This window comes from Lihuaxuella thermophila, from assembly GCF_900110165.1.
Classification (GTDB): Bacteria; Bacillota; Bacilli; order Thermoactinomycetales; family Thermoactinomycetaceae; genus Lihuaxuella; species Lihuaxuella thermophila.
Window position 1 is genome coordinate 195,479 of the sequence record NZ_FOCQ01000007.1, and the last position, 22,810, is coordinate 218,288.

The following is a 22,810-nucleotide window of genomic DNA, read 5'->3' on the forward strand; positions in this document are numbered from 1 at the left end:
TGATCCACTCTTTACGGCAGCATCCAAGGAACGAGATAGGCCTGTAGATATGTGAGGATTCCGATAATAATCGCAAATAAAATACTATGCTTTACTGTGAAGCGGAATAAATCCGATTCTTTTCCGACCAGACCTACCGAAGCACAGGCGACTGCGATCGATTGTGGAGAAATCATTTTTCCGGTCACACCTCCTGTGGAGTTGACCGCCACCAGCAATGCTTCGTTCACACCAATCTGCCTCCCGGTAATTTGCTGTAAGTTACTAAACAGTGCATTGCTTGAGGTGTCTGAGCCGGTTAAAAAGACACCCAGCCAGCCCAGAAAGGGAGAGAAAAACGGAAACCATGCACCTGTTCCGGCTAATACCAGTCCCAAGGTTGCCGATTGGCCGGAATAGTTCGCGATAAAGGCAAAGCCGAGCACCATTCCGATGGTCACGATCGGCCAACGCAGCTCAACGAACGTTTCCCGGAATACAGCGAAAAATGATTTTGGCTTTAATCGCAGCACCATCGCAGAGAGAATGGCCGAAATAAAGATCGCAGTACCCGCGGTTCCGATCAGATCCAATTTAAATTCTGCAGTGTAAGGTGTCACTTTTTCGACAATGGGTTGAGTTTTCAGGATTAGCTGATCAAGTCCCGGAACTTTGAATTTGATCGTAACGAAGCTTAATGTTTCTTTCACAGACTTTTGACTCCACAGTGTGACCAAGACCGTTAAAATGAGGAACGGAGACCATGCCTTAAATATTTGACCTTTTGAATAGCTTGTCTCTGTATTTGTCTTTATTTTTGCATAAGGGGAGTGAGAAGTGTGTTTGGGCTTCCAAACTTTCAGAAAAAGGGACAGGGAAAGCATACTGACCAGGGCAGAAGTGATATCCGGCAGTTCGGGACCAATATAGTTCGAAGTGAAAAATTGGGTAATCGCGAATGAACCGCCGGTGATCAGGATGGCAGGCCATGTTTCCCGAATGCCACGGATCCCGTCCATCATGAAAACCAGCCAGAAAGGAACAATGATAGATAACAGGGGAAGTTGCCGTCCCGCAATTTGTCCGATTTCAAACGCATCCAAACCTGTTACTTGGCCAGCAACGGTAATGGGAATTCCCATGGCCCCAAACGCTACAGGTGCTGTATTGGCAATCAGGCACAATCCGGCGGCATAGAGCGGATGAAATCCAAGCCCGACCAGAAGAGCGGCTGTGATCGCTACGGGTGCACCAAATCCGGCCGCGCCTTCCAGAAATGCTCCAAAGGAAAATGCCACAAGGAGCATCTGTAAACGCTGGTCTTCTGTAATGGACAGAAGAGAAGAACGGATGATATCAAACTGACCGGTTTTAACGGTAACTTTATACAAAATGACAGCGCTTACAATAATCCAGGCAATCGGCCATATGCCATAAGCAAATCCATAAGCGGTCGCTGCAATTGCCATGGATACAGGCATGTGGTAGACGAAAACAGCTAAACACAGAGACAGCAGGACAGTAACGGTTCCGGCCGTATAACCACGCATGCGGAAAACGGCCAGAGCAAGGAAAAAGAAGACGATCGGGATCAATGCGACCAACGCTGACAGTCCTAAAGTTCCCAGGGGATCATACACTTGTGTCCAGGTTTGCATCAAGAACACCTCTCTTCATTGAAATAGGGATGAATGTATATCGTTTACCGTTTCCGGTTAAACGCGAATCGTAGAGTGAAATAAAACATCAGGTCATATGATGAGTTGGTTCAAAACAACGCCTTCAAATCATCAGGTTATCAGATGAGTTATTCGAAAAAAATTATTTCAGCATTTCTTTCTCTACGCCTAGCAGGTGATAAAGCATGGCTTCCTCTGCGCGTTTCGCATCTTTATTTACAATCGCTTGATATATATCCTTATGTTCAGAAAGTAACCGCTCGGGGTTTCCTTCTGTTTCATATAATTTTTGTCGGCTTGCTTTCAGTGTTTTTTCCATCGTTTCTGAGATGGACTGCATGATGGACTCGAGGATGGGATTGTGAGAGGCGGTTGCCAAAGAATAATGAAACTTCCAGTCGGCTTTGTCCCCCAATTCACCATTGACGAGTGCCCGTTCCATCTCATTTAAGGCTTCTTCCATGTTAGCGGTATCTTCTTCTGTAGATCTTTCTGCCGCCAAACGGACTATGCCGATTTCAATGATCTTTCGAACTTCCAGCAAGCTGATGATATCTTGTTTCGTTACCGGTTGAATGGTTTCAAAAGCAGATAGCAATTCTTCCGGCTTATAGGGTGTAACAAATGTTCCTCCCCCCTGCTGGATCGTCACCAAACCCATTGTTTTGAGAGAACTGATGGCTTCGCGAATGGTCGATTGTCCCACACCCAACCTTTCTCCCAACTCACGCAGGGATGGCAGCCGCTCACCGGGTTGGTATACGCCGGACAAGATTTGTTCTTTAAGATAGTCAGCGACTTCCTCATACGTTTTTTTGACTTTAAACTGCTGGGTTAATTTCATGGGATATCCTCTCATCACATTCTTAAGATTATCAGATGAATTTGTTTTGGTGTCTTTATATTATTTTATTTTCGCATTATTGGCAATGATATTTTATTGTATTTCCCTCATCCAAATAAAGGAAATCCGTTGGATCTCAACGGATGGATGAAAGCCCTTACAACAGGCTTGACCATTTTGGTACAACGATGCTTATGGATCGGGAATCTGTATCCGGTGGAAACAAATGACCCAGTTGCTTGGTTAACTGTTTTTGATAGCTGCGAGCCCGAACAGGAGCAATGGAAAAAGCCCTCCAAATGGGAGGATGTGAAAAAACCAGATCTCATTGGTGAACTTCATGAAAGAAACGATATTCGGGATCATGAGGGAAAACAGAAGGGCGCATATGCCAAGCGGTATGGTTATAGGCCGATAATCGCGCAAATCCAATACTTGTGCCAACCCCAACGTCATGGTATAGTTGCAAATCACTCCCTTGAAAAAGATCGTGATGATCCAGAATCCGGCCACAATCAATTCCATGCGTTCTATGTAACCCGCTATCGTAATCTTCTGTCCCAGCGCATAAAGAGGATATTGTTGAAGCTCCGTGTAACTGACTCCTAAAACCAATATGGACAGGAGTATGATGACAATTAAAATTCCTCCGCCAACCGCTGTACCGGTCAAAAACGCTTTTCCAGCCTTGTCTGTCCGATTGACAAAAGGGAATATCATCAATAAATAAACGAGTTCGAGAAAAGGAAAACCTACAAAATCCATGACGGCTCTCAAGACAGGCTTCACGCCTTTACCCAGCACAGGCTGGATCCTTGCAAACTCGATGTCAAAAGAAGTCAGGAATACAAGTGTTAAAAAAAGCAAGATCACCCAGGGAAAAAAATTTCCGATGCACGTGCGATCGGTTGAATTCCAATGCGCGCAGCCAGGACAAAGATGCTCAAGGTAAGAAGTTCAATGGCGATAATCGGGGTTTCCGGCATAATTTGCGTCGTGATAAAATCGGCGATGTCCCGAAGCATAAAAGCTGTTAAGATAAAGGGAACAGCGAAAACAAACAACAGGGAAAACGTTTTGCCGATCCATTTGCCAAGGAGCTTTTCGCTGTATTGAACAAACGTCATATGAGGAAAGCGTGCTCCCAAAGCACTGTATAACCTGGTCAGCAACAGGCCGATCCCTAAGCCGAGTATACCGGCCAACCAGGCATCTTGCTTTGCTTCAGAAACAAGGATCGCCGGGATCAGCAACGCAGAACTGCCGATGGTACATAAACAGGCCAATATCGAAAATTGCCGAATGCTGATTTTTCCCTTTTCCAGCATAGCGAGATCCCCCCGGGTTATCTGAGAAGCGCAGACAGCCAATCATGCAGCGGTTGATATAAAACGGAGATTCCATTGAGCGGATTGGGCATATTCACTTCCGACACCATGAAAATGGCAAGCGTTGTGGCGATCGCCGACAACACGGCAAACGACCAACACTCTTTTTTCATTCTTTTCCTGATCAAAGGCCGTATTTCCAACCCGGCCACTAAGGCTGCAAGGAGGAGAATGACAGCGACTGCCATATTAACTTACTCCTTTAATCTTTTGAGAATAGGCTGATTGGCCGTTCCAATTTGCTTGATACGAAAATCGACCTGAACCTCTACCGGCAGTTTGGCAAATGTCTGATCCCAATCTTTTTCCACACCGGCCCAATAGTCTGGATTGGAGCGTTGCAGTGCTTCTCCAAAACCGAAAACATCCGTTTTCCATTTTTTTGCTTTTGCGATGGAGCTTTGAATAAGGGAGCCGATTTTTTCTTCGGATTCATTTTCGAACCAATCGATCGTCTTGGGATCGGTAATATCGATGTTGCCCATCGCTTCCCCAATGTTCGCGGTAACCTCGACGAATACGCTCCCTTTTGGGTTTCCGTTCTGAACCCGGGTTTCGATCCTTGCTTTGGTTCGTATCACCTCTCCCAGAATTTTTCCTCCCCTTGGATCTCTCACAAAGCCGGTGGTGCTTCTTACATTGCCCATTGCGTAGTTATATCCTTTGCTCTCGTTTTCATTGAACCATCCAACCAGAACATCCTTTTTGAACACGGCACTGCCGCCATATTGCAATATACTGGGCGGGGGAACGCTTTCCAACTTATCTACGGTCATGCCTTCTTCAATATCGCCATTCAGTTGAATGGCCGTTAATACGGGATTTTTTCCCGGACTGATCAATTCGGAGACCAATTGATCCAAACGAACCTCTACCGTGGGAGCCCATGCTTTGGCCGACATTTCTAAAGAACGAAACATTTTTTCCGCAGGATTTTTTTCAATATGCGTCAGGGTGCTCAATATTTTTTCCGCCCGTGTTCCTTTAGCCACCACAATAAAAAAATTGCTGCGAAACTCATGGTCCCGCTCGATGAAATCGACCACCTCGGCAATTCCTTCTCTGGCCACATCTTCCCCGATGATCAGCATCCGCATGTGTCCCTGGTAGAGCTTGCGCGGGGTTTGCCTGGACATTTTTCGAAGGGCGTTAAATATGGTCATTTCTTTTGTCCGATATGTGGTGACCGGGGCATAATTTCCTCCCCCGCCCCCTCTTCCGGGAGAGATTTGTCCCGGGTTGATGACCTGGGCACTTAACAAATATTGGTCCCCGCTTTTATCAATCCCCAGGGCGGAGTTAATGGCCAGGTCATTCAATTCCCGCCGGTTCCAACATCCGGTGAGCAGGATCAGGATCATGCAGACCCGGATCGGGATCAGAACCTTTTTCATTTGCAAATCCCTTCCCCCAAAAAACGATGGTCCATTTGATTACGAAGTCGGGTTGAAAAAGGTGGAATGTTTCTTTTTCGTTCTTCTGATGAGATGGGGTCGAAACATCAGGCCCAATTGGGGAAAACGAAATAACGCATCCCTTTGGTCGGAAACGATGAACGGAGCGAATGGCGCCGTATACGGAACGCCGAAAGAACTGAGACTGCACAAATGCAGGACGAGCGCAAAAATGCCCACAAATATCCCGAACAAACCAAAGGAAGACGCCAAAGCCATGATAAGAAACCGTAAAATCCGAATGGAGATGGACATATCATAGGACGGAATAATAAAGCTGGAAATCGCGGTGATGGAAACCACGATCACCATGGCCGGAGAAGCAAGTCCCGCGTTGACGGCGGCATCACCGATGACAACAGTTCCCACGATGGAGATGGCCTGGCCTACCGCACGAGGCATCCGAATTCCCGCCTCACGCAAAATCTCAAAAGTGGTTTCCATGAGCAGTGCTTCAACAAAAGCAGGAAAGGGGATCCCCTCTCTCTGGGCCGCCAATCCGACCGGGAGTGGTGTCGGCAACATCTCTTGATGAAACGTGGTGATAGCCACATATAAGGAGGGACCCAAAAATGCGATAAATAATGCCAGTAATCGGAGCAAACGGATCAACGTACTGATATCCGCACGGTGATAATAATCTTCAGGTGATTGATAGAATTGGTTAAATAGTGCTGGGACTACCAAAACGAACGGAGTACCCTGGGTCAGAATGGCCACACGCCCTTCCAACAAAGCAGCGGCCACGACATCGGGACGTTCGGTATTGTAAATGGTTGGAAAAGGCGTGAGGGAGTGATCCTGGATCATTTCCTCGATATAGGCGCTCTCCAAGACGCCGTCCATATCGATGCTCCGAATGCGTTTTCGCACTTCCTGAACGATATGTTCACCGGCAGTCCCTTTGATGTACATAATTCCGACTTCCGTTTGCGTCATACGTCCGATGGTGTATGTTTCCAGGCATAAATCCGGCAGCTTGATTTTTCGGCGAATCAATGAAGTATTCGTTGAAAATGTTTCTGTAAATCCTTCCCTTGGGCCACGAACCAAAGTTTGGGAGTGGGGCTCCGATATATCGCGGTCTTTCCATCCCTTCGCTTTGGCATGAATGCCTTGAGCTTGCTGATCGAGGAGTATGACGGCGCCGCCATTCAAAATGGCTTTAATCAGGGAATCGAAGTCGGAAATATACGCAATATCCCCGATCGTAAGAACTTGTTGTTTGATGAAGTCAAAATAATTCTGCTGCTTTCTATTGGTCTCATCCATGTCCAACATCAATGATTCCATGATGTAATCATGGATGGACGGGAGATCGGCCAGACCTTCAATATAAATGATTCCGGCTTTGATCGGTTCGGTTTTGCCGATTTGGATTTCCCGTATGATCAAATCACTGCTGTGGTAAAAGATTTCTTGGATCCGTTCGATATTTTTGCTGAGGCTGGTATCCAGGCCGTTGGCATTTTCTTTTCTTTGCTGGTTGTCCTTATGAAAAAAACCTCTCATCACTTCACCTCTATCCCGTCACATATTTTTTCCAAATGAGGCAATTCCCATCCAAACTCCAGTGAAGCCACAGAGGTTGATATAAAAATAAAAAACGCCCAGTACAAGAACTGGACGCATACACATCGATGAGCGAGAGCCCGTTTAATCGTTTCCCTTTTTCTCCCCGGAAATGCTTCTGGTCATTTGCTGCCATACGGTTCCGCTCGCCTCTTCCCCGCGTTCGATGCGCTCCAAAGCAATTTGAGCCTGCATTCGCACTTCAAACTCCGGATCGTTGACAGCTTCTTTTAAGGCCGGAATCGCCGTTTCGTCACCCACCTCGTATAAAAACCGGGCTGCGCGCCAGCGGACGAGTTTGTTTTTGTCTCTCAAAGCTTCGCACATGGCAGGAGTCGCATCCGGATCTCCCATGTCTGATAAGGAGTCTCCTGCAGTTCTGCGCACAATCGCTGAGGGATCTTTAAGCGCACGATAAAGATATGGAAGGACCTCTTTTTCTCCGATCAACCCGAGATAGACAACGGCCAGGCGCCGAATCGCCGTTTTTTCATCACCGAGCGCTTTATCCAGGACAGGGATGGCTTCAAGCGTTGGCTCCATTTGTTCTAAGGCGGCATATCGTTTTTCCCACTCCGGATGATCCAAGGCTGATAACACGTCTTGGACGGAGATGCCTTCCCGTTTGGTCTGCCGCTCATTTTCCGGCGCAAAAGCCGCCTCGACCAGGGATTTTAGACGCACCTCGTCATACGCGGCGGCAATCTCTTCGGCTACTTGTTCACCCACCTCCTGAAGGTTTCCGTAACGCGGGCTCTGCTCTTCCCATTTTCGCTCAAACACAAGGTTGGTAGTGGCCGATTGGGCCTTCATCACGGCTTCCTTAAAACGTTCCGGCAAACCGACCCGCACTTCCTCCCCGTCTTTCACACATTTGACTTGAATAGGTATACCTTTCAGTTTCTGAATGTAGACAGTTACTTCACCAAAAGATTCTGCTGCTGTTCGTTCGGCTTCTCCGGCAACCGGAGCCATTTGACTTTTACCGTCGGCTTCGCCCAATGCTTCGCGCGCTTTGGATAAAACCGTTTGCCAATCCGCTTTGGGATGTCGTTCCAATGAAATGAAATCGAGAACTTGGAAAACGCCTATCACGCCCTCGATCATCAGCAATTTTTGGATATAACCGGGAGCTTGCTCCTTGCTGGCCAGCGAAAAGTTATAACTCTTTCCCGGCGGCAATGATTCATCCAGATTCAATTTCATGACGTTGGGACTGGGGGTCGGTTCAATGGATACAATTTTCATCACCGGACACTCCTTTCGGGATCATGATGCAACAAGAATTGAACAGCCTGTACCAACCGACGGGGGAACCCTCCAGCGGGCCGTGCTCAGCTACAGAAAAACCTCTGAAGCCTTGAAGCTGCAGAGGTTTTTCGGGAATGGCGTTAAGCGCGGGACACGTATTCGCCGGAGCGTGTATCGACAACGATGCGATCCCCAACGTTGATGAACAGCGGAACTTGCACAACGAAGCCGGTGGACAGTTTTGCCGGTTTGCTTCCGCCTGTAGCGGTATCGCCGCGGATTCCGGGATCGGTTTCCACCACTTCCAGTTCCACCGTGTTCGGCAGCTGAACTCCGATTGTCTCGCCTTTAAAAATAATCAGTTGGACGTTCATATTCTCTTGCAGGAAGTTGAGCTCGTATTTTAAGCGTTCAGCAGGAAGCGTGATTTGATCATAGGTTTCATTGTCCATGAACGTGTACTCGCCGCCGCTTTCATAGAGATATTGCATCTGACGGGTTTCCACCATCGCTCTCGGCACTTTTTCCCCCGCTCGGAACGTGCGCTCTTGAATGTTTCCGTTCCGCATATTGCGCAGTTTGGAACGAACAAAAGCCGCACCTTTTCCGGGTTTTACATGCTGGAATTCCATTACTTGCCATACATCACCATCTAGTTCAATGGTTAAACCAGTGCGAAAATCGTTTACACTAATCATCTTTTTTCCTCCAGATCATCAGTCGATAATGATAAGTTCTTTGGTGCAGTGGGTGAGAACTTCGCCCCCGGCTTCGGTGACAAGCACATCATCCTCAATCCGCACCCCACCAAAATCAGGAAGATAGATGCCGGGTTCAACCGTAACCACCATACCGGGAGCCAGAGGGGTATCCCCTTGGGGAGAGAGGCGTGGGGCTTCATGCACTTCCAAGCCGAGTCCGTGACCGGTTCCGTGACCAAAATAGCCTCCGTAACCGTGCCGGGCAATATAATCCCGCGCGGCCGCATCGGCTTCCCTGCCCGTGATGCCCGGTCGAATGGCGCTGATCGCGAGCTTGCCCGCCTCTAATACAATATCATAAATTTCTTTTTGCTTCTCGCTTGGTTTCCCCAACACGATCGTGCGGGTGATATCCGAAGCATAACCTTTGTAATAAGCACCGAAGTCCAGGGTAACGAGATCCCCTTTTTCCAGCCTTTTGTCACTGGCTGTTCCGTGAGGCAAAGCAGAACGCTTCCCGGATGCCACGATGATGTCGAACGAAGAAGAAGACGCTCCCATTTCACGAATGATGAATTCGAGGCGCATCGCGATCTCCGTTTCCCGCATTCCCGGTTGGATCTCTTTGACGATCTGTTCAAAGGTTTGATCGGCAATCCTCGCTGCTTGACGGATGATCGCCAGCTCCTCTTCGTCCTTGATCATGCGCAGCTGTTCCACCAGACCGCTCACCGGCTGGGTAGGAATCCCGTCCAATGCCTCTTCCAGTTGTTTATGCTGGGCATAAGTCAAATGGTCCTGCTCAAAAGCCAGAGATTGGATACCCAGTTTCCGGCACGCTTCGGCGACCGCTCCAAAAATCTGCCCTTTATGCTCGGACACCGAGAGATGGGGAGCCTGTTCTTTCACTTGCGTGAGATAGCGGAAATCGGTGACCAGCACAGCCTCCTCGGCCGTGATTAAAGCGAGGCCCGCAGAACCGGTAAATCCGGTAATATAGCGCCGGTTTACCGGATGACTGACCAGCATGGCCCGGATGCCTCTATCATGCATCTGCTTTCTGAGACGCGCGATTCGCTGTTCCATCATTTCACCCCTTATTATGATCCGCCTCACCTTCTGTCAATCCATGTATCGCGGCAAGCGCCAATTCGTAACTAAGCGGCCCGAAACCGGCGATCTGGCCGTGACATACAGGTGCGGTTACAGATGTGTGACGGAATGGTTCTCGAGCGTGAATATTGGATAAATGCACTTCGAAAACGGGCACATCAACTGACGCAATGGCGTCCCGCAAAGCATAACTATAATGGGTATAGGCACCCGGATTAAAAATTATGTAATCAAACTCGCCATCGGCTTTGTGAATGTAATCGATCAGTTCACCTTCCATGTTGCTTTGGGCGAAACTGACGTGGAGCCCCCATTCTTTTCCTTTGTGTACCAATCGTTCGTTGATTTCATCCAGTGTCACTTTCCCGTACACACCGGTTTCTCTCTTTCCCAGTCGATTCAGGTTGGGACCATGGAGAACCAGTACTTTAACCATCGGGCCACCTCCCCACATTCCTCCCGTCATTGTATCACAAAAGCGGGGAACTCGGTTGGACAATCATCCGGGCATTATTATATTCTCCCATGTTTATCTTCATTTGTCCATGGTTTCAACTCTACACCATACCGAACACCCCTACTTTATGTTAGAATAAAGACACCTTAGTAGACGTGAGATTGACAACCTTTCGAAGGTGGTGCATATCGTCAGTGGCTGACAAACCAATCCTCTATGGCGGCCAAGCTGTCATCGAAGGCGTCATGTTCGGCGGCCGCTATTCACAAGTTACGGCAATCCGCCGGAAAGATGGTCGAATCGAAACATACGAAGTATTCAAAAAACAATCCCCTTCATTGGATTTCCTAAAAAAAATCCCGATGATCCGCGGGATCGTATCTCTGATTGAAGCCAGTGCGTCAGGCGCAAAACATCTGCAGTTCGCCTCGGAAAAATTTGAATTGGAAGAAGACGAAGATGAAAATGAAGTTTCCTCCTCTCAAGCGGAAGCAGAACAAAAAGAGTCCAAACTCGTCATGATCTTTGGGGTTGCTGTGGTCGGTGTGTTGTCTTTGCTCTTCGGCAAAATCATCTTTACCGCTCTCCCCGCTTTTCTGGCAAGTGTGTTATTTGATCGTTACGTAGAAAATCTGATCCTGCAAAATTTAATCGAAGGCGCAATCAAGACGGCTCTGTTACTCACCTATCTGTGGATGATCTCCCAGGCTCCTCTGATCAAACGAGTTTTTCAATATCATGGAGCCGAACACAAAGTGATTAGCACCTATGAGTTAGGGCAAGAATTAACAGTAAAGAATGTGCAGAAACAATCCACCCTGCATTATCGGTGCGGGAGCAGTTTCATTATTCTGTCGATCATTGTCGGAGTGATCGTCTACTCTTTCTTCAGCTACGACAATGTATGGGATCGCATCCTCACGCGATTGCTGCTCATTCCCGTCGTGCTCGGACTTTCCTATGAGTTGCTTCGGGCGACCAATGCGGTGCGCGACATCCCCGTTCTCACTTATCTCGGCTACCCCGGCCTGTGGCTGCAAAAACTGACGACCCGAGAACCTACGGATGAACAAGTGGAAGTAGCCATCGCTGCCTTTAAACGCATGCTGGAACTGGATGCCCGCGTCGAAGGGGAAATGGCCTCCCGGCAAGCGACCTTTGCACATTCGAGTCTTTAAAGAATCCGCTTAGGGTTATGAGAGGGTGATGGGTTGATGCACAGTTCAACCTCAAAAGGATGGCACTATCTTCTGATTTCCCTTGTCGCCATCGGCTTCTTCGTCGAGCTGTTTCGATCACCTTTATCCATTATCATTCCCTTGTTGATCATCGGGATCGTCTATTACTTATACAAGTTTCCACCGCGCTGGCTGCTTCGGATGGGTTCCGTCTCTCGTCCCGCTTTTCCGAGAAACAACAAGAGCAAAAGCAAAACGTCCAAAAAGAAGCGGAGACCTTTTCGCGTCATCGATGGCAACAAGAAAAAAGAAACCTTATAATCGTTTCCATAAAGAAAGGCCAGTTCAAAAACTGGCCTTTCTTTATGGAAACCGTACCAACGATTGATCCGGCCGAACCAGCCAAACACGTATTTTTCCTTGTACCTGGGCGACAATATAAGGATAAACCACCACCTGGGGATACATTCTCCCCCGAAGAGGAAGCTTCTCCTCGATCAGCACATCCGTGCCTTCCGGGCCCGACTCCACTTTTACCATTTCCAGCCGGTAACCCGGATTTGGCCTCTGCCCCAAAGCGATGAGAACATACGTATGTTTCTGAAGGCGAAATTCAAATACGCCACGAAATCTCTTCTGTTCCTGAATCCATTCCAATACGGGTGCCGGAAGCTTTTTTTGTTCTTTTAAGGGAATGGGTTTAAACCAGGATCCAAAGGTCTTCTGATAGGCCATCTTTGACTCACCTCTTTTCCGTAGACGGCCGGATCTGATAAGTAACCTGTCTTTTCACACCCCTGACAGCCAGATAATGATCGAAATTCCAGGTTTTAAAGAATTGTTCGGCCGCTTTGACTCCTGATTGAAACAATTGTTCCTTCTTTTCCCTCGAGATAGAAAAATCAGTCATTTTAACATCCAGTGTGGGCACCATGATCGTCCGTACCTGATCCTGTTCCTGAATATGCCGGTTATCGTGGGCATCCATCATCGTAAACAGAATGGAGCGAAACATACTCAACGGCCCGTAAATCTTATGAACGTGTTCGGCTTGATTCTCGGTTAACCGAAAACCCAAGGTAGGCCATCTCGGGTTGTCTTGGTCAAAGAGCCAGACCGGAAAATTACTCAACACCGCTCCGTCCACAACATAACAGACCGAGCCTGTCGGTTTGTGTATAATTTTAACCGGCTCAAAGAAGAATGGTATGCTGCAGCTCATGCGGACAATTCGAGCTACTGACAACTCCTTGGGATTATAGCCGTATTGTTCCAGGTCGTGAGGCAAAACCAGCAATCGGCCCCTGGAAATATCGGAAGCGATGATATGAAGTTCCCTGTCCCCCTTTAAATCGCCAAAGGTACGAATTCCTTTAGCCAATAGCAATTTCTCGATCCACCGCTCCAAAGGGAGCCCTGAAAACATCCCTTTTTTGATCCACAGACGGATGGTCGGACCCAAATACGGCAATTGATCATACCAAGAAGGAAGAATAAAGTCCACAAAATCCTGCTCAATCATGATCTGGTACAATTCTTTCGCCGTATACCCCGCTGCGAGCAGAGAGGCAACAATCGAACCTGCTGAAGTACCCGCTAACTTTCTCCATTTAAACCCTTTTTCTTCCGCGACACAAAGAGCGCCAACCAAGCCAATCCCTTTCACCCCTCCACCTTCAAACACGGCATCCGCCCACATGGCCACTCCTCCCAACATTTATATTAATCAAATGTGTATGTTGATGACGAAAAAAAAACCCTGGAAACGAGTCCATGGGTTAAGGTGAATAGATCTCTCCGATGCCTTCATCCTCTTCTTTCATTGATTGTAAATGCTTAACCAAATCGGGATGTTCTTCAAGGTATCCCACCAGATTTTCGATACAAGTAATGGAGTCCCAACTCAGATGATGCTCAATACCTTCCACATCCTTATAGATCAGTTCTTCGCTTACCCCGATGAGACGCAAAAACTGTTCTAACAGATGATGCCGATCTACCAGTCTCTTTCCAATCTTTTTCCCTTTGGGAGTCAGGACTAAACCACGATATTTTTCATAAACCAAATACTTGCTCTGATCCAGTTTCTGAACCATCTTCGTGACAGAGGAGGGGTGCACTTCCAATGCCTCTGCGATATCAGATACTCTGGCATATCCCTTTTGTTCGATCAATTTGTAGATGTTTTCCAAATAATCTTCCATACTTGGCGTCGGCATGAAAGGCCCCCCCAACTAACAATATTTCAAAATTAATTTTATTCTATCACAAAACACAAACCGATTCACAAAAGATCCTCCATGGTCATGATTTAGAATGAATTTCTGAACGGAAAAGGCCGATGGACTTCACCAGATTTCGTCCCAGATCTTCCAGGCGCTTTTGCAGTTTTTCATCCTTCAATGTCCCGTCCGGTTTAAAGGCCATGTATGATTGTGGAACGGAAACGACGGAAGGCAGCGGCCAGGCGTGTAACGTGCGGCAGATGATATTCATGGTGTTGAGGGTATTGGTTGCCCCCATCGCTCCACCTGCCGTTCCCACCAGCGCGACCACTTTTCCTTCCAATTCACGTGCGCCAATAAAATCCAGGGCATTCTTCAGAACACCCGAAATGCTCCCGTGATATTCAGGAGAGCCGAGGATAAACCCATCCGCTTCCATCATTTTTTCTTTAAACATCTTTACCGTTTCCGGATATGTGGATTCGTCTGACCGGCCGTCGTAAATGGGCAGGGGATACTTGCGCAAATCGAAAATCTCCACTTCCGCGCCGGCTTCCCTTGCCGCATTGGCAACGATCCCCACGGCCAAATGCGTGGTTGACTGTTCATTGAGACTCCCGGCAATAGCAAGAACCTTCATGATCGACACCCCTGTCTAACATGCTTTTATGTATTGCTTGTAACGTTCTTTTGTGTCAAAGTGCAAGTTTGATTAAGCAGCCACGACTCTTTGAGCCACCAACTTCTTGGGTTGTGTTTTTGCACTAAACAGTATACAGGATTTACAGGAAAAAGCCAACAAAACTGATGGCCTGTCCAAGGATACAGCAAATTCATCTTTCGAAAGTAAACGATCATGACTGCTGAATTACAAACCGGGAATGAAGGTGGACCTGTTTAAATCCCGCTCCGAAATCTTTTTGGCGACTCCGTTCCGATGCGGTGGCAGAGTCACTCGTCGCCAAAAAGATTTCTCCGCTGGTTCTGCTTATGGAGATTGAAAAAATACAGTCCACGACAGCTTGTTACAACCCTGGATGAGTGCCCGCTCCGGAAATGGTTTTCCGACTCCGCTCCGATGCAGTGGCAGAGTCGCTCCGCCGGAGAACAAATTCCTCCGCTCATTCGTGTCTATTTTGCACAGAAAACATTCTGACTAGTTGATACAACTTGGAGACGTAAGGCAAAATCGTGCAGGGAGACCGTGATTGGACGAAGTGCCTTGAGGACCGTTCCCAGCGGAAGGCTCGAACGAAGGAAAGAAGCGGATCACGTGTCCTAAGCGACAGCGGGTTTGATCCGCTTCCGAAGTGAGGGGCGGGAGCGGATTGCATATGCTTCCTTGCGGGCCTCAAGAGCATGGAGACCAACTCGGCCGACCGCCCCGGAAGTATAATCACAGAAACACCCTTGCTTAATACAGCACACTTTACATCATACGGTCATGACTGCTGAACACAAACCCGGAATGAAGGCAGATGTGTTTTAAAGAAAAAGGAGCGCAACTAGTGTGAACACAACACAAAAAAGGGGGCAGAGTCGGTCACGCCGGAGCCGATCAAGACCTTACAACAGGTTCGAAGCTACAGCAGCTCCCGTTGAAATGAAGACTGGACTCCTCCCCCTTTGAAAAAGAAGGGTGGCTATACCTGATGGGAAGCCAATACAATATTGTCAGCAAGGACCGTACCGGATGTCAACAGAAGCACAACGGAAGCCCGGTGAACATTGTCAGGCGGCGGGGGAACAATGGTAAAATAAGGCTCCCATTTGAGCCTGCTCTCTTTCCCTAACAAGATAAATAAAGGGGTCGACCGGATGATGTTTCCGTTTATATCTTGGTAAGAAACGGTTGCAAACAAGCGGGCCGGAGTCAAATTTAATACCCGAAAATACAAGTAATAGGCACATCCCCGTTCAAACGGTCCGTAAACGGTTTGTTTCAACACACTGTTAGCATTCGGATTCCCCGCTCTCATTAAAACCGCAAGGTCATTCCTGCTCACCGGGTTTCTTACAATTTTGATATTACCGCCCGTCCACGGAGGAAGCCCTTGAAGAAATCTACTATTCAACAACAGATTTCTATTGGAACATGCCATGGATGTCCCCTCTTTTCCATACAATCTCCTATAAGATATTCGGCTCAACCTTGAAAGGTATGGTCTATGATCCATATAGAGAGTCCATCCCATCTTCATGCACTGCCAGTTCGTTTATCCAGCTGCCGCAGAGCATGTTGCTTGACCGGACCGGTCAAGATTGGAACAAAAAAACAACCACCCGTAATGGTGGTTATCATTTATCGTATCTTCACCGGACAAAAGTTGAGCGCATCACAGGCGACCAGTTTCAATTCAATCCCGTCTACCGTCCCCTGAATCGCTTCTTCCGCCGCTTTTCCGTGCATATGACCGTAGATGCACAGAGTGACGCCGAATTCTTTCATCACATCCATAAACCCCGATTCAATGGCGCTGCGGGTCAGAGGAGGGAAATGCAACATCACCATTTTCTCGCGATCCGGCTGTTCCCGTGCTGCCAGTTCCAGAGCGATGCGCAGACGGCCGACCTGGCGTTCGTAAATCTTGCGGTCTTCTTCTTCGTTGTAAAAACGATCTCCCGGCAAGGTCCAGCCACGCGTTCCGGCTACCACAAGCCCTTCGACGGTTGTGTAATCAGCGTCGATCCACTCCATCCCTTCGGGCAACGCTTCCCGGACTTTTTTCTTGCTTTGCGCATAATAGCAATGGTTACCCGGGGACATTACCTTTTTGCCCGGCAACTGGTTAATCCATTCAAAATCGTAACGGGCTGTATCCAACTTCATCGCCCAACTGATATCCCCCGGAATTAATACCGTATCCTCAGGTGAGACCCTCGCCAGCCATTGATCGCGAATCCGCTCATAATGACGGTCCCAGCCAAACACATCCATCGGCTTCTCGATATCGTTTTCCGGATCGATGTCAAACAAACTGACAGGTTTGTTAAAAGATAAATGCAAATCGCTCAATGCGTAGATAGCCAACTGGTTTCACGTCCTTACATGTCCTTCTTGATTCCGGCGTACCATTCCCTTTTCCTTGCCGATACACATTCAGTTACAGAAACTATTCTACAAGACAAAGGATGAGGATTCAAAAGGAAACCCCGGCAAGAATGAGTGCCGGGGTTTAGGTGGGATCAGGAGCATCCTGTGGTCGATCCGCAATCAAGGCAGACATAGCAAGAACCGTTTCGTTTGGTCATGCCTCCGCATTCAATGCACAGCGGGGCTCCGCTGCTGGTACGGATGGCTTCCAAGTTGTCAACGGAGCCATCATACGCCGGTTTCGGGTTTGCTGTTTTTTCACCGGCCGATTCTGGTGGCTGGGAATCCTTTCTGTTCATCCGGTTCACATAACATCTCAACTCTTCTTTTTTGGGCGGAACTTGCACAAAGTCCGTTCTCTCCAGATATTCCATCCCCAAAAGACGGAAAACATAGTCAATCACCGATGTGGCCATTTTGATGTTCGGATGGTCAACGATCCCGGCGGGCTCAAAGCGGGTAAAGGTTAAAGAATCCACATATTTTTGCAAGGGAACCCCGTACTGCAAGCCCAGCGATACTGCCACGGCAAAGGCGTCAAGCATTCCCCGCATCGTACTTCCCGCTTTATGCATGTCGATAAAGATCTCCCCGAGCGAACCGTCTTCATATTCGCCGGTACGGACAAAGATTTTCTGTCCGGCAATCCGTGCTTCTTGTGTGAAACCATCCCGTTTGCGGGGAAGGCGGCGACGTACACTCGGAACATGTCCGGTAGCAATTACTTCTTTGAGCCCGGCGTCAGGTGTAGTTTCTTCTGCGACAGCTGCTACACTCTCATGCTCGGTCTTCTCTTCTTCCTCTTTCTGATCCCCTCTGGCATTGAGAGGCTGCGAGCTCTTCGATCCGTCCCGGTACAGGGCGACCGCTTTCAATCCCAATCTCCAACCTTCTTCATACGCGTTGAGAATATCTTCCACCGTTGATTCGTGGGGCATATTAATCGTTTTTGAAATGGCTCCGCTCAAAAACGGTTGGGCGGCAGCCATCATGCGGAGATGCCCCATGTAATGGATGAATCGCGTGCCGTGTTTTCCGCAGGGGTTGGCTGTGTCGAAGACCGGGTAATGCTCTTCTTTTAAGTGAGGAGCTCCTTCGATGGTCATCATGCCGCAGATCACATCATTCGCCTCATCAATTTGTTTGCGGGTGAAGCCAAGGGCGCGAAGGAGGTCAAAGTCGGGTGCTTCGTATTGTTCCTTGGTAAAGCCCAGCCTTTCCAGGCACTCTTCTCCCAGCGTCCAACGATTAAAGGCAAACGATAATTCAAAGACGGTGGGCAGCACTTTTTCAATCCGGTCCAGATCCGCATCCGTAAATCCTTTTTCCTTCAGGGTTTCCCGGTTGATGTGCGGCGAGCCTTCAAGAGACAGGGTCCCCGTCACATAGCGCAAAATATCTTCAATTTGTTCTCCGGCATATCCGAGATTTTTCAAAGCCGGACGGATCGACCGGTTGGCGATCTTAAAGTAGCCGCCTCCCGCCAATTTTTTGAATTTCACCAGTGCAAAGTCGGGCTCTACTCCCGTCGTGTCGCAATCCATCAGCAAGCCGATCGTTCCGGTCGGTGCCAAGAGAGTCGTCTGGGCGTTTCGGTAACCGTATTTCTCTCCCATCGACAGCGCTTCATCCCAGCTGGAACGGGCCGCTTCCAAAAGGTCCGGAGGACACAAGTCCGGATTGATGCCCATCGGTTTAATCTCCAAGCCCTCATATTCGGATTCCGGTGCATGGTAAGCCGCCCGGCGATGGTTCCTGATCACGCGCAACATGTGGTCACGGTTCACCGGAAACGCCTTAAACGGTCCAAGCTCTTTGGCCATTTCAGCCGAGGTGGCGTATGCCGTCCCCGTCATGATGGCCGTAATCGCTCCCGTGATGGCAAGGGCTCGCTCCGAATCATACGGAATGCCGGAAAGCATCAACAGGGTGCCGATATTGGCATAACCCAAGCCCAAGGTACGGTACTCATAGGATAACCGGGCGATCTCCTTGGACGGATATTGTGCCATGAGGACAGATATCTCAAGGACGATCGTCCACAGACGGCACGCATGACGGAAAGCAGGAATATTAAACTTACACGTGTCGGCATCAAAAAATTTCACCAGATTGAGAGAGGCAAGATTACAAGCCGTATTATCCAAAAACATGTATTCCGAACAAGGATTGGAAGCGTTGATCCGGTTGTGGCGGGCCCCCAGCTTTCCGTCCATTCCTGCAGGGCAGGTATGCCATTCGTTGATGGTTCCATCGTACTGGACACCCGGATCGGCACATTGCCAAGCCGCTTCACCCACTTGCCGCCACAGCTCTCTGGCTGGAATTCGCTTGCAAACTTCACCGGTGGTCCGGAAAGTCAGTTCCCAGATCCCGTCCTCCTTCAGCTTCCGGAAGAATTCATGCGGGACACGAACCGAGTTATTGGAGTTCTGGCCGGAAACCGTTTCATATGCTTCACCGTTAAAAGATGGATCATAACCGGCCGCGATCAGAGCTTTGACTTTCTTCTCTTCGTTGGCTTTCCAGTTGATAAACTCTTCGACATCCGGATGGTCCATATCCAGACATACCATCTTCGCGGCCCGGCGGGTGGTTCCTCCCGATTTGATCGCCCCGGCAGCCCGGTCCCCGATTTTCAGGAAAGAAAGAAGCCCGGAAGAAGTTCCTCCTCCCGACAGAGGCTCTCCTTTTCCGCGAATGTTGGAAAAGTTGGTTCCCGTTCCGCTGCCGTATTTAAATAAACGCGCTTCCCGCACCCACAGATCCATGATCCCATTGACACCCACCAGGTCATCTTCGACCGACTGGATAAAACATGCGTGCGGCTGCGGACGTCCATAAGCACTGTCGGCTTTTTTCAATTCTTCCGTTTCCGGGTCCACATAATAATGGCCCTGCGGCTTCCCTTTTATTCCGTAAGCATAGTAGAGCCCGGTGTTAAACCATTGCGGGGAATTCGGTGCGGCCATCTGGTGAAGGAGCATATAGACAAGCTCATCATAAAAAGCTTGCGCATCTTCTTCGCTGTCAAAATAACCGTATTTCTCTCCCCAATCTCTCCAGCAGCCCGCCAAACGGTGGATCACCTGTTTTACGCTGGTTTCCGGTCCCGTAACCGGTTGGCCGTTTTCATCCAGAATCGGTTTTCCGTCCTTGTCTGTCCGGGGAACACCCGCTTTGCGGAAATACTTGGAGATCATGATATCCGAGGCTACTTGCGACCATTCTTTCGGAATCTCAGCCCCTTTCATCTCAAACACGACGGACCCGTCCGGGTTGGTAATCTTGCAATCACGCAAGGTGTATTCGACCGATTGATACGGATCTTCTCCTGCTCTGGTAAAAAACCTATGTATCTTCATCGATAACTTCCTTTCATCCGGTTCTCCACTTTTGTCCATTATACACTATATATTGTGATATTTACATAGATAAGATACTATATATTGATAAAACGAGCAAACACTAGAATCCGACAAGCTGAACGCGTCCTTCATACAAAATATCATTCTTTCACAAAAAAGGTCGTTTTTTCTCAGCCTGCCGATTTTTTGCAAAGAACTGCCCAGATGTAAATGTTGCGGAAAAAAGGTTGTACTTTTTTATTGGATCGTTCACACTAGAGGTAAAAATGGTGTGAGAGGAATGAACCCGATGGTCGTACTGTACGATGATCAAATCATTGAACGGGAACAAGCCAGGATTGATCCGGAAGACCGTGCCTACCAGTTCGGTGACGGCGTATACGAAGTCATCCGCGTTTACTATGGACAGCCCTTTTATATGAAGGAACATCTGGCCCGTCTGCAAAGGAGCGCAACGGAAATTCGCATGAACCTGCCATATCCGCTTGAACAGCTGGAACAACGGCTCTTGCAACTTCTTCAGCGCTCCGGTTTGCAGGAGGGAAATCTATATATACAAATCAGCCGCGGGACTGCTCCAAGGAACCACGCTTTCCCTTCCAATGCCCGACCGCTTACCCTCGCCTATACCCAACCTTCCCCCAGGCCGGTTAAAGAGTTGAGCGAAGGTGTCTCAGCGATCACAACCGAAGATATACGCTGGCTTCGCTGCGACATTAAAAGCCTGAATCTGCTCGGCGCCGTTCTCGCCAAACAGAAAGCCGTTGACCACGGCTCGAAAGAAGCCATTTTGGTACGGGACGGAATCATCACGGAAGGGAGTTCGACAAATATATTCATCGTCAAGGATGGGGTCTTGTGGACACACCCCGCCAACCATCTCATTTTACACGGAATTACGCGGCAGATCACATTACAAATAGCGGATGAACTGCAAATTCCTGTAAAAAAACAACCCTTCAGCAAAGAAGAGCTGTTTACGGCTGATGAATGTTTCCTGACCAGCACTACAATGGAAATCTGCCCCATCATCCAGATTGACGGGAAACCCGTGAAGAGCGGCACACCCGGCCCGATTACCCGGCAACTGCAACAGGCCTTCGAAAAACAGATTGCACTTCTTCAATCCAGACTATCAAAAAGCTCCAAATAAGGAGCTTTTTTCCGTTGTTTTTCCAACAGGCGCGACTCCCGGTGCTTCAATTCCTCCATCTGTTTCCCGATGAGAGCGGAACGTCGGATCATTTTTTTATTCAGCAATACATCCATCGCTTGCCGCGTGAAATCCAGAGCCCGCTCTCCATTTCCGGCATGATGTTCATAATACTTGGCCAACTCGACAAATGGTGTGATGTCCCAACCGGATTCTCCTGTCCATCTTTTCCAGCAATTAACGGCTTTCTCCCACTCTTTTGTCCGCTTCCATCTTTCTGCCAACAAGCGGTACGCTTCTCCCCGCAATGAACGGGCAAGATTTCGGTCCTCCAGGGCCTTCTCCAGCCATTCGATCCCCTGTTCCACATCACCGGCTTCCAAAAACCATTTTCCCAGTGCGAGCTTCTCGGAGGCATGGATATGGTCCGCATGTCCCCCCAGACATCGCAGAAGGTGGGTCAGGAGGTGAACCAATGAGAGTATATCTAACCGGTTATGCCGAAAAACCCCCTCCAGCAGCTGATACTGGCGGGAGCGAAGGAACTCAAAATAGAACTCCGGAGCCAAAGATCCCTGGATGTCACCTTCCCGCCGGATGAGAAGACAGTGGGCCTCCACTTCCTGCAAGCGGCAGGATGCTAAACGCCTTTTCCATAACTTTCGTGCGGAGTGAAGCAAATCCCCGTGAATCAGATGATCCGGAAGCGGCAAACGGTTAAGGGAAAATCTGGTATTGACTAGGCTCCAGTCATACCCTTTCCCATTGTAGGAGACGATCACTTTAAACCCTTCCAGTTTCTTGGCAAAATCGGCCAGTAATGCCGGCTCCTGCGATAATTCCGGCAGAAAAAATTGTTCAAGGATAAAAGAACCTTCACGAAAATAGCCCAATCCATATAAAAAAATCGTTGTCCCCGCACCTGTTCCCAAGCCCGTCGTTTCGGTATCAAAAAAGAGCAAATCTTCCACGCCGACAGATTCAATTCTCTGACGGGTGATCAATTCCAGTCCCTTTACATTTTCCTCATACAAATCTCCCAACCGATAAAGCCCTTCTCCCGTTTCGAGCGAATATACCTTTCTACCCAGCAGATATTTTCCCCAATCGTTTTCCATCCAGACGAAGCCCGGCATCTCACCACACCGGGAAACATCGGGTGGCTCTGCAGCAGATGGAGACGGTTTTCCCTGATGATAATCACGCAATCTCTCTCTCAGTGTCCGCATATCCCTCAACTCCGCTTGGTTCCTGTTTCTATTCTAACTGAAAACGAACACGGCTTGATAGCCACTACTCTGGATGGAAAACCTGCATTAGAATTCTTCCCGAAACGGAATCGCTCAACCGGAAA

22 protein-coding genes are annotated in these 22,810 nt (G+C 48.6%); 3 read left to right on the forward strand and 19 right to left on the reverse strand.

Going from position 1 to position 22,810, the window contains the following annotated elements:
• Positions 1–11: 11 nt before the first annotated feature.
• The 11 genes from BMW55_RS09860 to aroQ form a co-directional block, all read right to left on the reverse strand.
• Positions 12–1,637, reverse strand: coding sequence for a lactate permease LctP family transporter (locus BMW55_RS09860; RefSeq protein ID WP_089968106.1), 1,626 nt, complete (start codon positions 1,635–1,637; stop codon positions 12–14).
• 163 nt (positions 1,638–1,800) lie between these two features.
• A complete protein-coding gene (locus BMW55_RS09865) occupies positions 1,801–2,502 on the reverse strand; it encodes a FadR/GntR family transcriptional regulator (RefSeq protein ID WP_170839854.1) in 702 nt (233 codons plus the stop codon).
• Positions 2,503–2,745: 243 nt separating this feature from the next.
• On the reverse strand, positions 2,746–3,375 hold the full coding sequence (locus BMW55_RS09870) for a GerAB/ArcD/ProY family transporter (protein WP_244527523.1): 630 nt from the start codon (positions 3,373–3,375) through the stop codon (positions 2,746–2,748).
• Complete coding sequence (locus tag BMW55_RS09875) at positions 3,372–3,830, reverse strand: GerAB/ArcD/ProY family transporter (RefSeq protein WP_089968117.1); 459 nt, start codon at positions 3,828–3,830, stop codon at positions 3,372–3,374. Before BMW55_RS09875 ends, BMW55_RS09870 begins: the two co-directional genes overlap by 4 nt.
• A gap of 17 nt (positions 3,831–3,847) precedes the next feature.
• Positions 3,848–4,078, reverse strand: a complete 231-nt coding sequence (locus BMW55_RS09880; RefSeq protein ID WP_089968120.1) for a hypothetical protein — start codon at positions 4,076–4,078, stop codon at positions 3,848–3,850.
• Positions 4,079–4,084: 6 nt separating this feature from the next.
• The gene (locus tag BMW55_RS09885) at positions 4,085–5,284 is read right to left on the reverse strand and encodes a Ger(x)C family spore germination protein (RefSeq protein ID WP_089968122.1); all 1,200 of its coding nucleotides are present in this window, start codon (positions 5,282–5,284) and stop codon (positions 4,085–4,087) included.
• A gap of 39 nt (positions 5,285–5,323) precedes the next feature.
• A complete protein-coding gene (locus tag BMW55_RS09890; RefSeq protein WP_089968125.1) occupies positions 5,324–6,856 on the reverse strand; it encodes a spore germination protein in 1,533 nt (510 codons plus the stop codon).
• A 144-nt stretch (positions 6,857–7,000) separates the two neighbouring features.
• On the reverse strand, positions 7,001–8,164 hold the full coding sequence (locus tag BMW55_RS09895) for a conserved virulence factor C family protein (RefSeq protein ID WP_089968128.1): 1,164 nt from the start codon (positions 8,162–8,164) through the stop codon (positions 7,001–7,003).
• Between the two features lie 143 nt (positions 8,165–8,307).
• Positions 8,308–8,865 (reverse strand): elongation factor P, encoded by a 558-nt coding sequence (efp, locus tag BMW55_RS09900; protein WP_089968129.1) that lies wholly within the window; start codon positions 8,863–8,865, stop codon positions 8,308–8,310.
• An 18-nt stretch (positions 8,866–8,883) separates the two neighbouring features.
• Positions 8,884–9,957, reverse strand: coding sequence for a M24 family metallopeptidase (locus tag BMW55_RS09905; protein WP_089968132.1), 1,074 nt, complete (start codon positions 9,955–9,957; stop codon positions 8,884–8,886).
• A gap of 1 nt (position 9,958) precedes the next feature.
• On the reverse strand, positions 9,959–10,417 hold the full coding sequence (gene aroQ, locus BMW55_RS09910) for a type II 3-dehydroquinate dehydratase (protein ID WP_089968135.1): 459 nt from the start codon (positions 10,415–10,417) through the stop codon (positions 9,959–9,961).
• A gap of 266 nt (positions 10,418–10,683) precedes the next feature.
• On the opposite strand from aroQ, the gene BMW55_RS09915 reads away from it, so the two are divergent.
• On the forward strand, positions 10,684–11,616 hold the full coding sequence (locus tag BMW55_RS09915; RefSeq protein ID WP_089968267.1) for a DUF1385 domain-containing protein: 933 nt from the start codon (positions 10,684–10,686) through the stop codon (positions 11,614–11,616).
• 36 nt (positions 11,617–11,652) lie between these two features.
• Positions 11,653–11,937 carry a hypothetical protein gene (locus BMW55_RS09920; protein ID WP_089968138.1) on the forward strand — a complete coding sequence of 95 codons (285 nt, stop codon included), beginning with the start codon at positions 11,653–11,655 and terminating at the stop codon, positions 11,935–11,937.
• A gap of 42 nt (positions 11,938–11,979) precedes the next feature.
• Here BMW55_RS09920 and BMW55_RS09925 read toward each other — a convergent pair whose 3' ends face one another.
• The 7 genes from BMW55_RS09925 to BMW55_RS09955 form a co-directional block, all read right to left on the reverse strand.
• Entirely contained in the window at positions 11,980–12,351 is a 372-nt protein-coding gene (locus tag BMW55_RS09925) for a protease complex subunit PrcB family protein (protein ID WP_089968140.1), read from the reverse strand.
• 7 nt (positions 12,352–12,358) lie between these two features.
• Positions 12,359–13,315 (reverse strand): patatin-like phospholipase family protein, encoded by a 957-nt coding sequence (locus tag BMW55_RS09930; protein WP_089968143.1) that lies wholly within the window; start codon positions 13,313–13,315, stop codon positions 12,359–12,361.
• Positions 13,316–13,394: 79 nt separating this feature from the next.
• Positions 13,395–13,835, reverse strand: coding sequence for a transcriptional regulator MntR (gene mntR / locus BMW55_RS09935; protein ID WP_089968145.1), 441 nt, complete (start codon positions 13,833–13,835; stop codon positions 13,395–13,397).
• A gap of 85 nt (positions 13,836–13,920) precedes the next feature.
• Complete coding sequence (locus BMW55_RS09940; protein ID WP_089968148.1) at positions 13,921–14,481, reverse strand: NADPH-dependent FMN reductase; 561 nt, start codon at positions 14,479–14,481, stop codon at positions 13,921–13,923.
• A gap of 1,003 nt (positions 14,482–15,484) precedes the next feature.
• Complete coding sequence (locus BMW55_RS09945) at positions 15,485–15,943, reverse strand: hypothetical protein (protein ID WP_089968151.1); 459 nt, start codon at positions 15,941–15,943, stop codon at positions 15,485–15,487.
• 200 nt (positions 15,944–16,143) lie between these two features.
• Complete coding sequence (locus BMW55_RS09950; RefSeq protein ID WP_089968154.1) at positions 16,144–16,872, reverse strand: metallophosphoesterase; 729 nt, start codon at positions 16,870–16,872, stop codon at positions 16,144–16,146.
• A gap of 155 nt (positions 16,873–17,027) precedes the next feature.
• Positions 17,028–20,300 (reverse strand): vitamin B12-dependent ribonucleotide reductase, encoded by a 3,273-nt coding sequence (locus BMW55_RS09955; RefSeq protein ID WP_244527524.1) that lies wholly within the window; start codon positions 20,298–20,300, stop codon positions 17,028–17,030.
• A 292-nt stretch (positions 20,301–20,592) separates the two neighbouring features.
• On the opposite strand from BMW55_RS09955, the gene dat reads away from it, so the two are divergent.
• Positions 20,593–21,456 carry a D-amino-acid transaminase gene (gene dat, locus BMW55_RS09960; RefSeq protein WP_089968160.1) on the forward strand — a complete coding sequence of 288 codons (864 nt, stop codon included), beginning with the start codon at positions 20,593–20,595 and terminating at the stop codon, positions 21,454–21,456.
• Here dat and BMW55_RS09965 read toward each other — a convergent pair.
• Positions 21,426–22,685 carry a ribonuclease H-like domain-containing protein gene (locus BMW55_RS09965; protein WP_089968163.1) on the reverse strand — a complete coding sequence of 420 codons (1,260 nt, stop codon included), beginning with the start codon at positions 22,683–22,685 and terminating at the stop codon, positions 21,426–21,428. The two genes, dat and BMW55_RS09965, sit on opposite strands and share 31 nt — an antisense overlap.
• Positions 22,686–22,810: the final 125 nt, after the last annotated feature.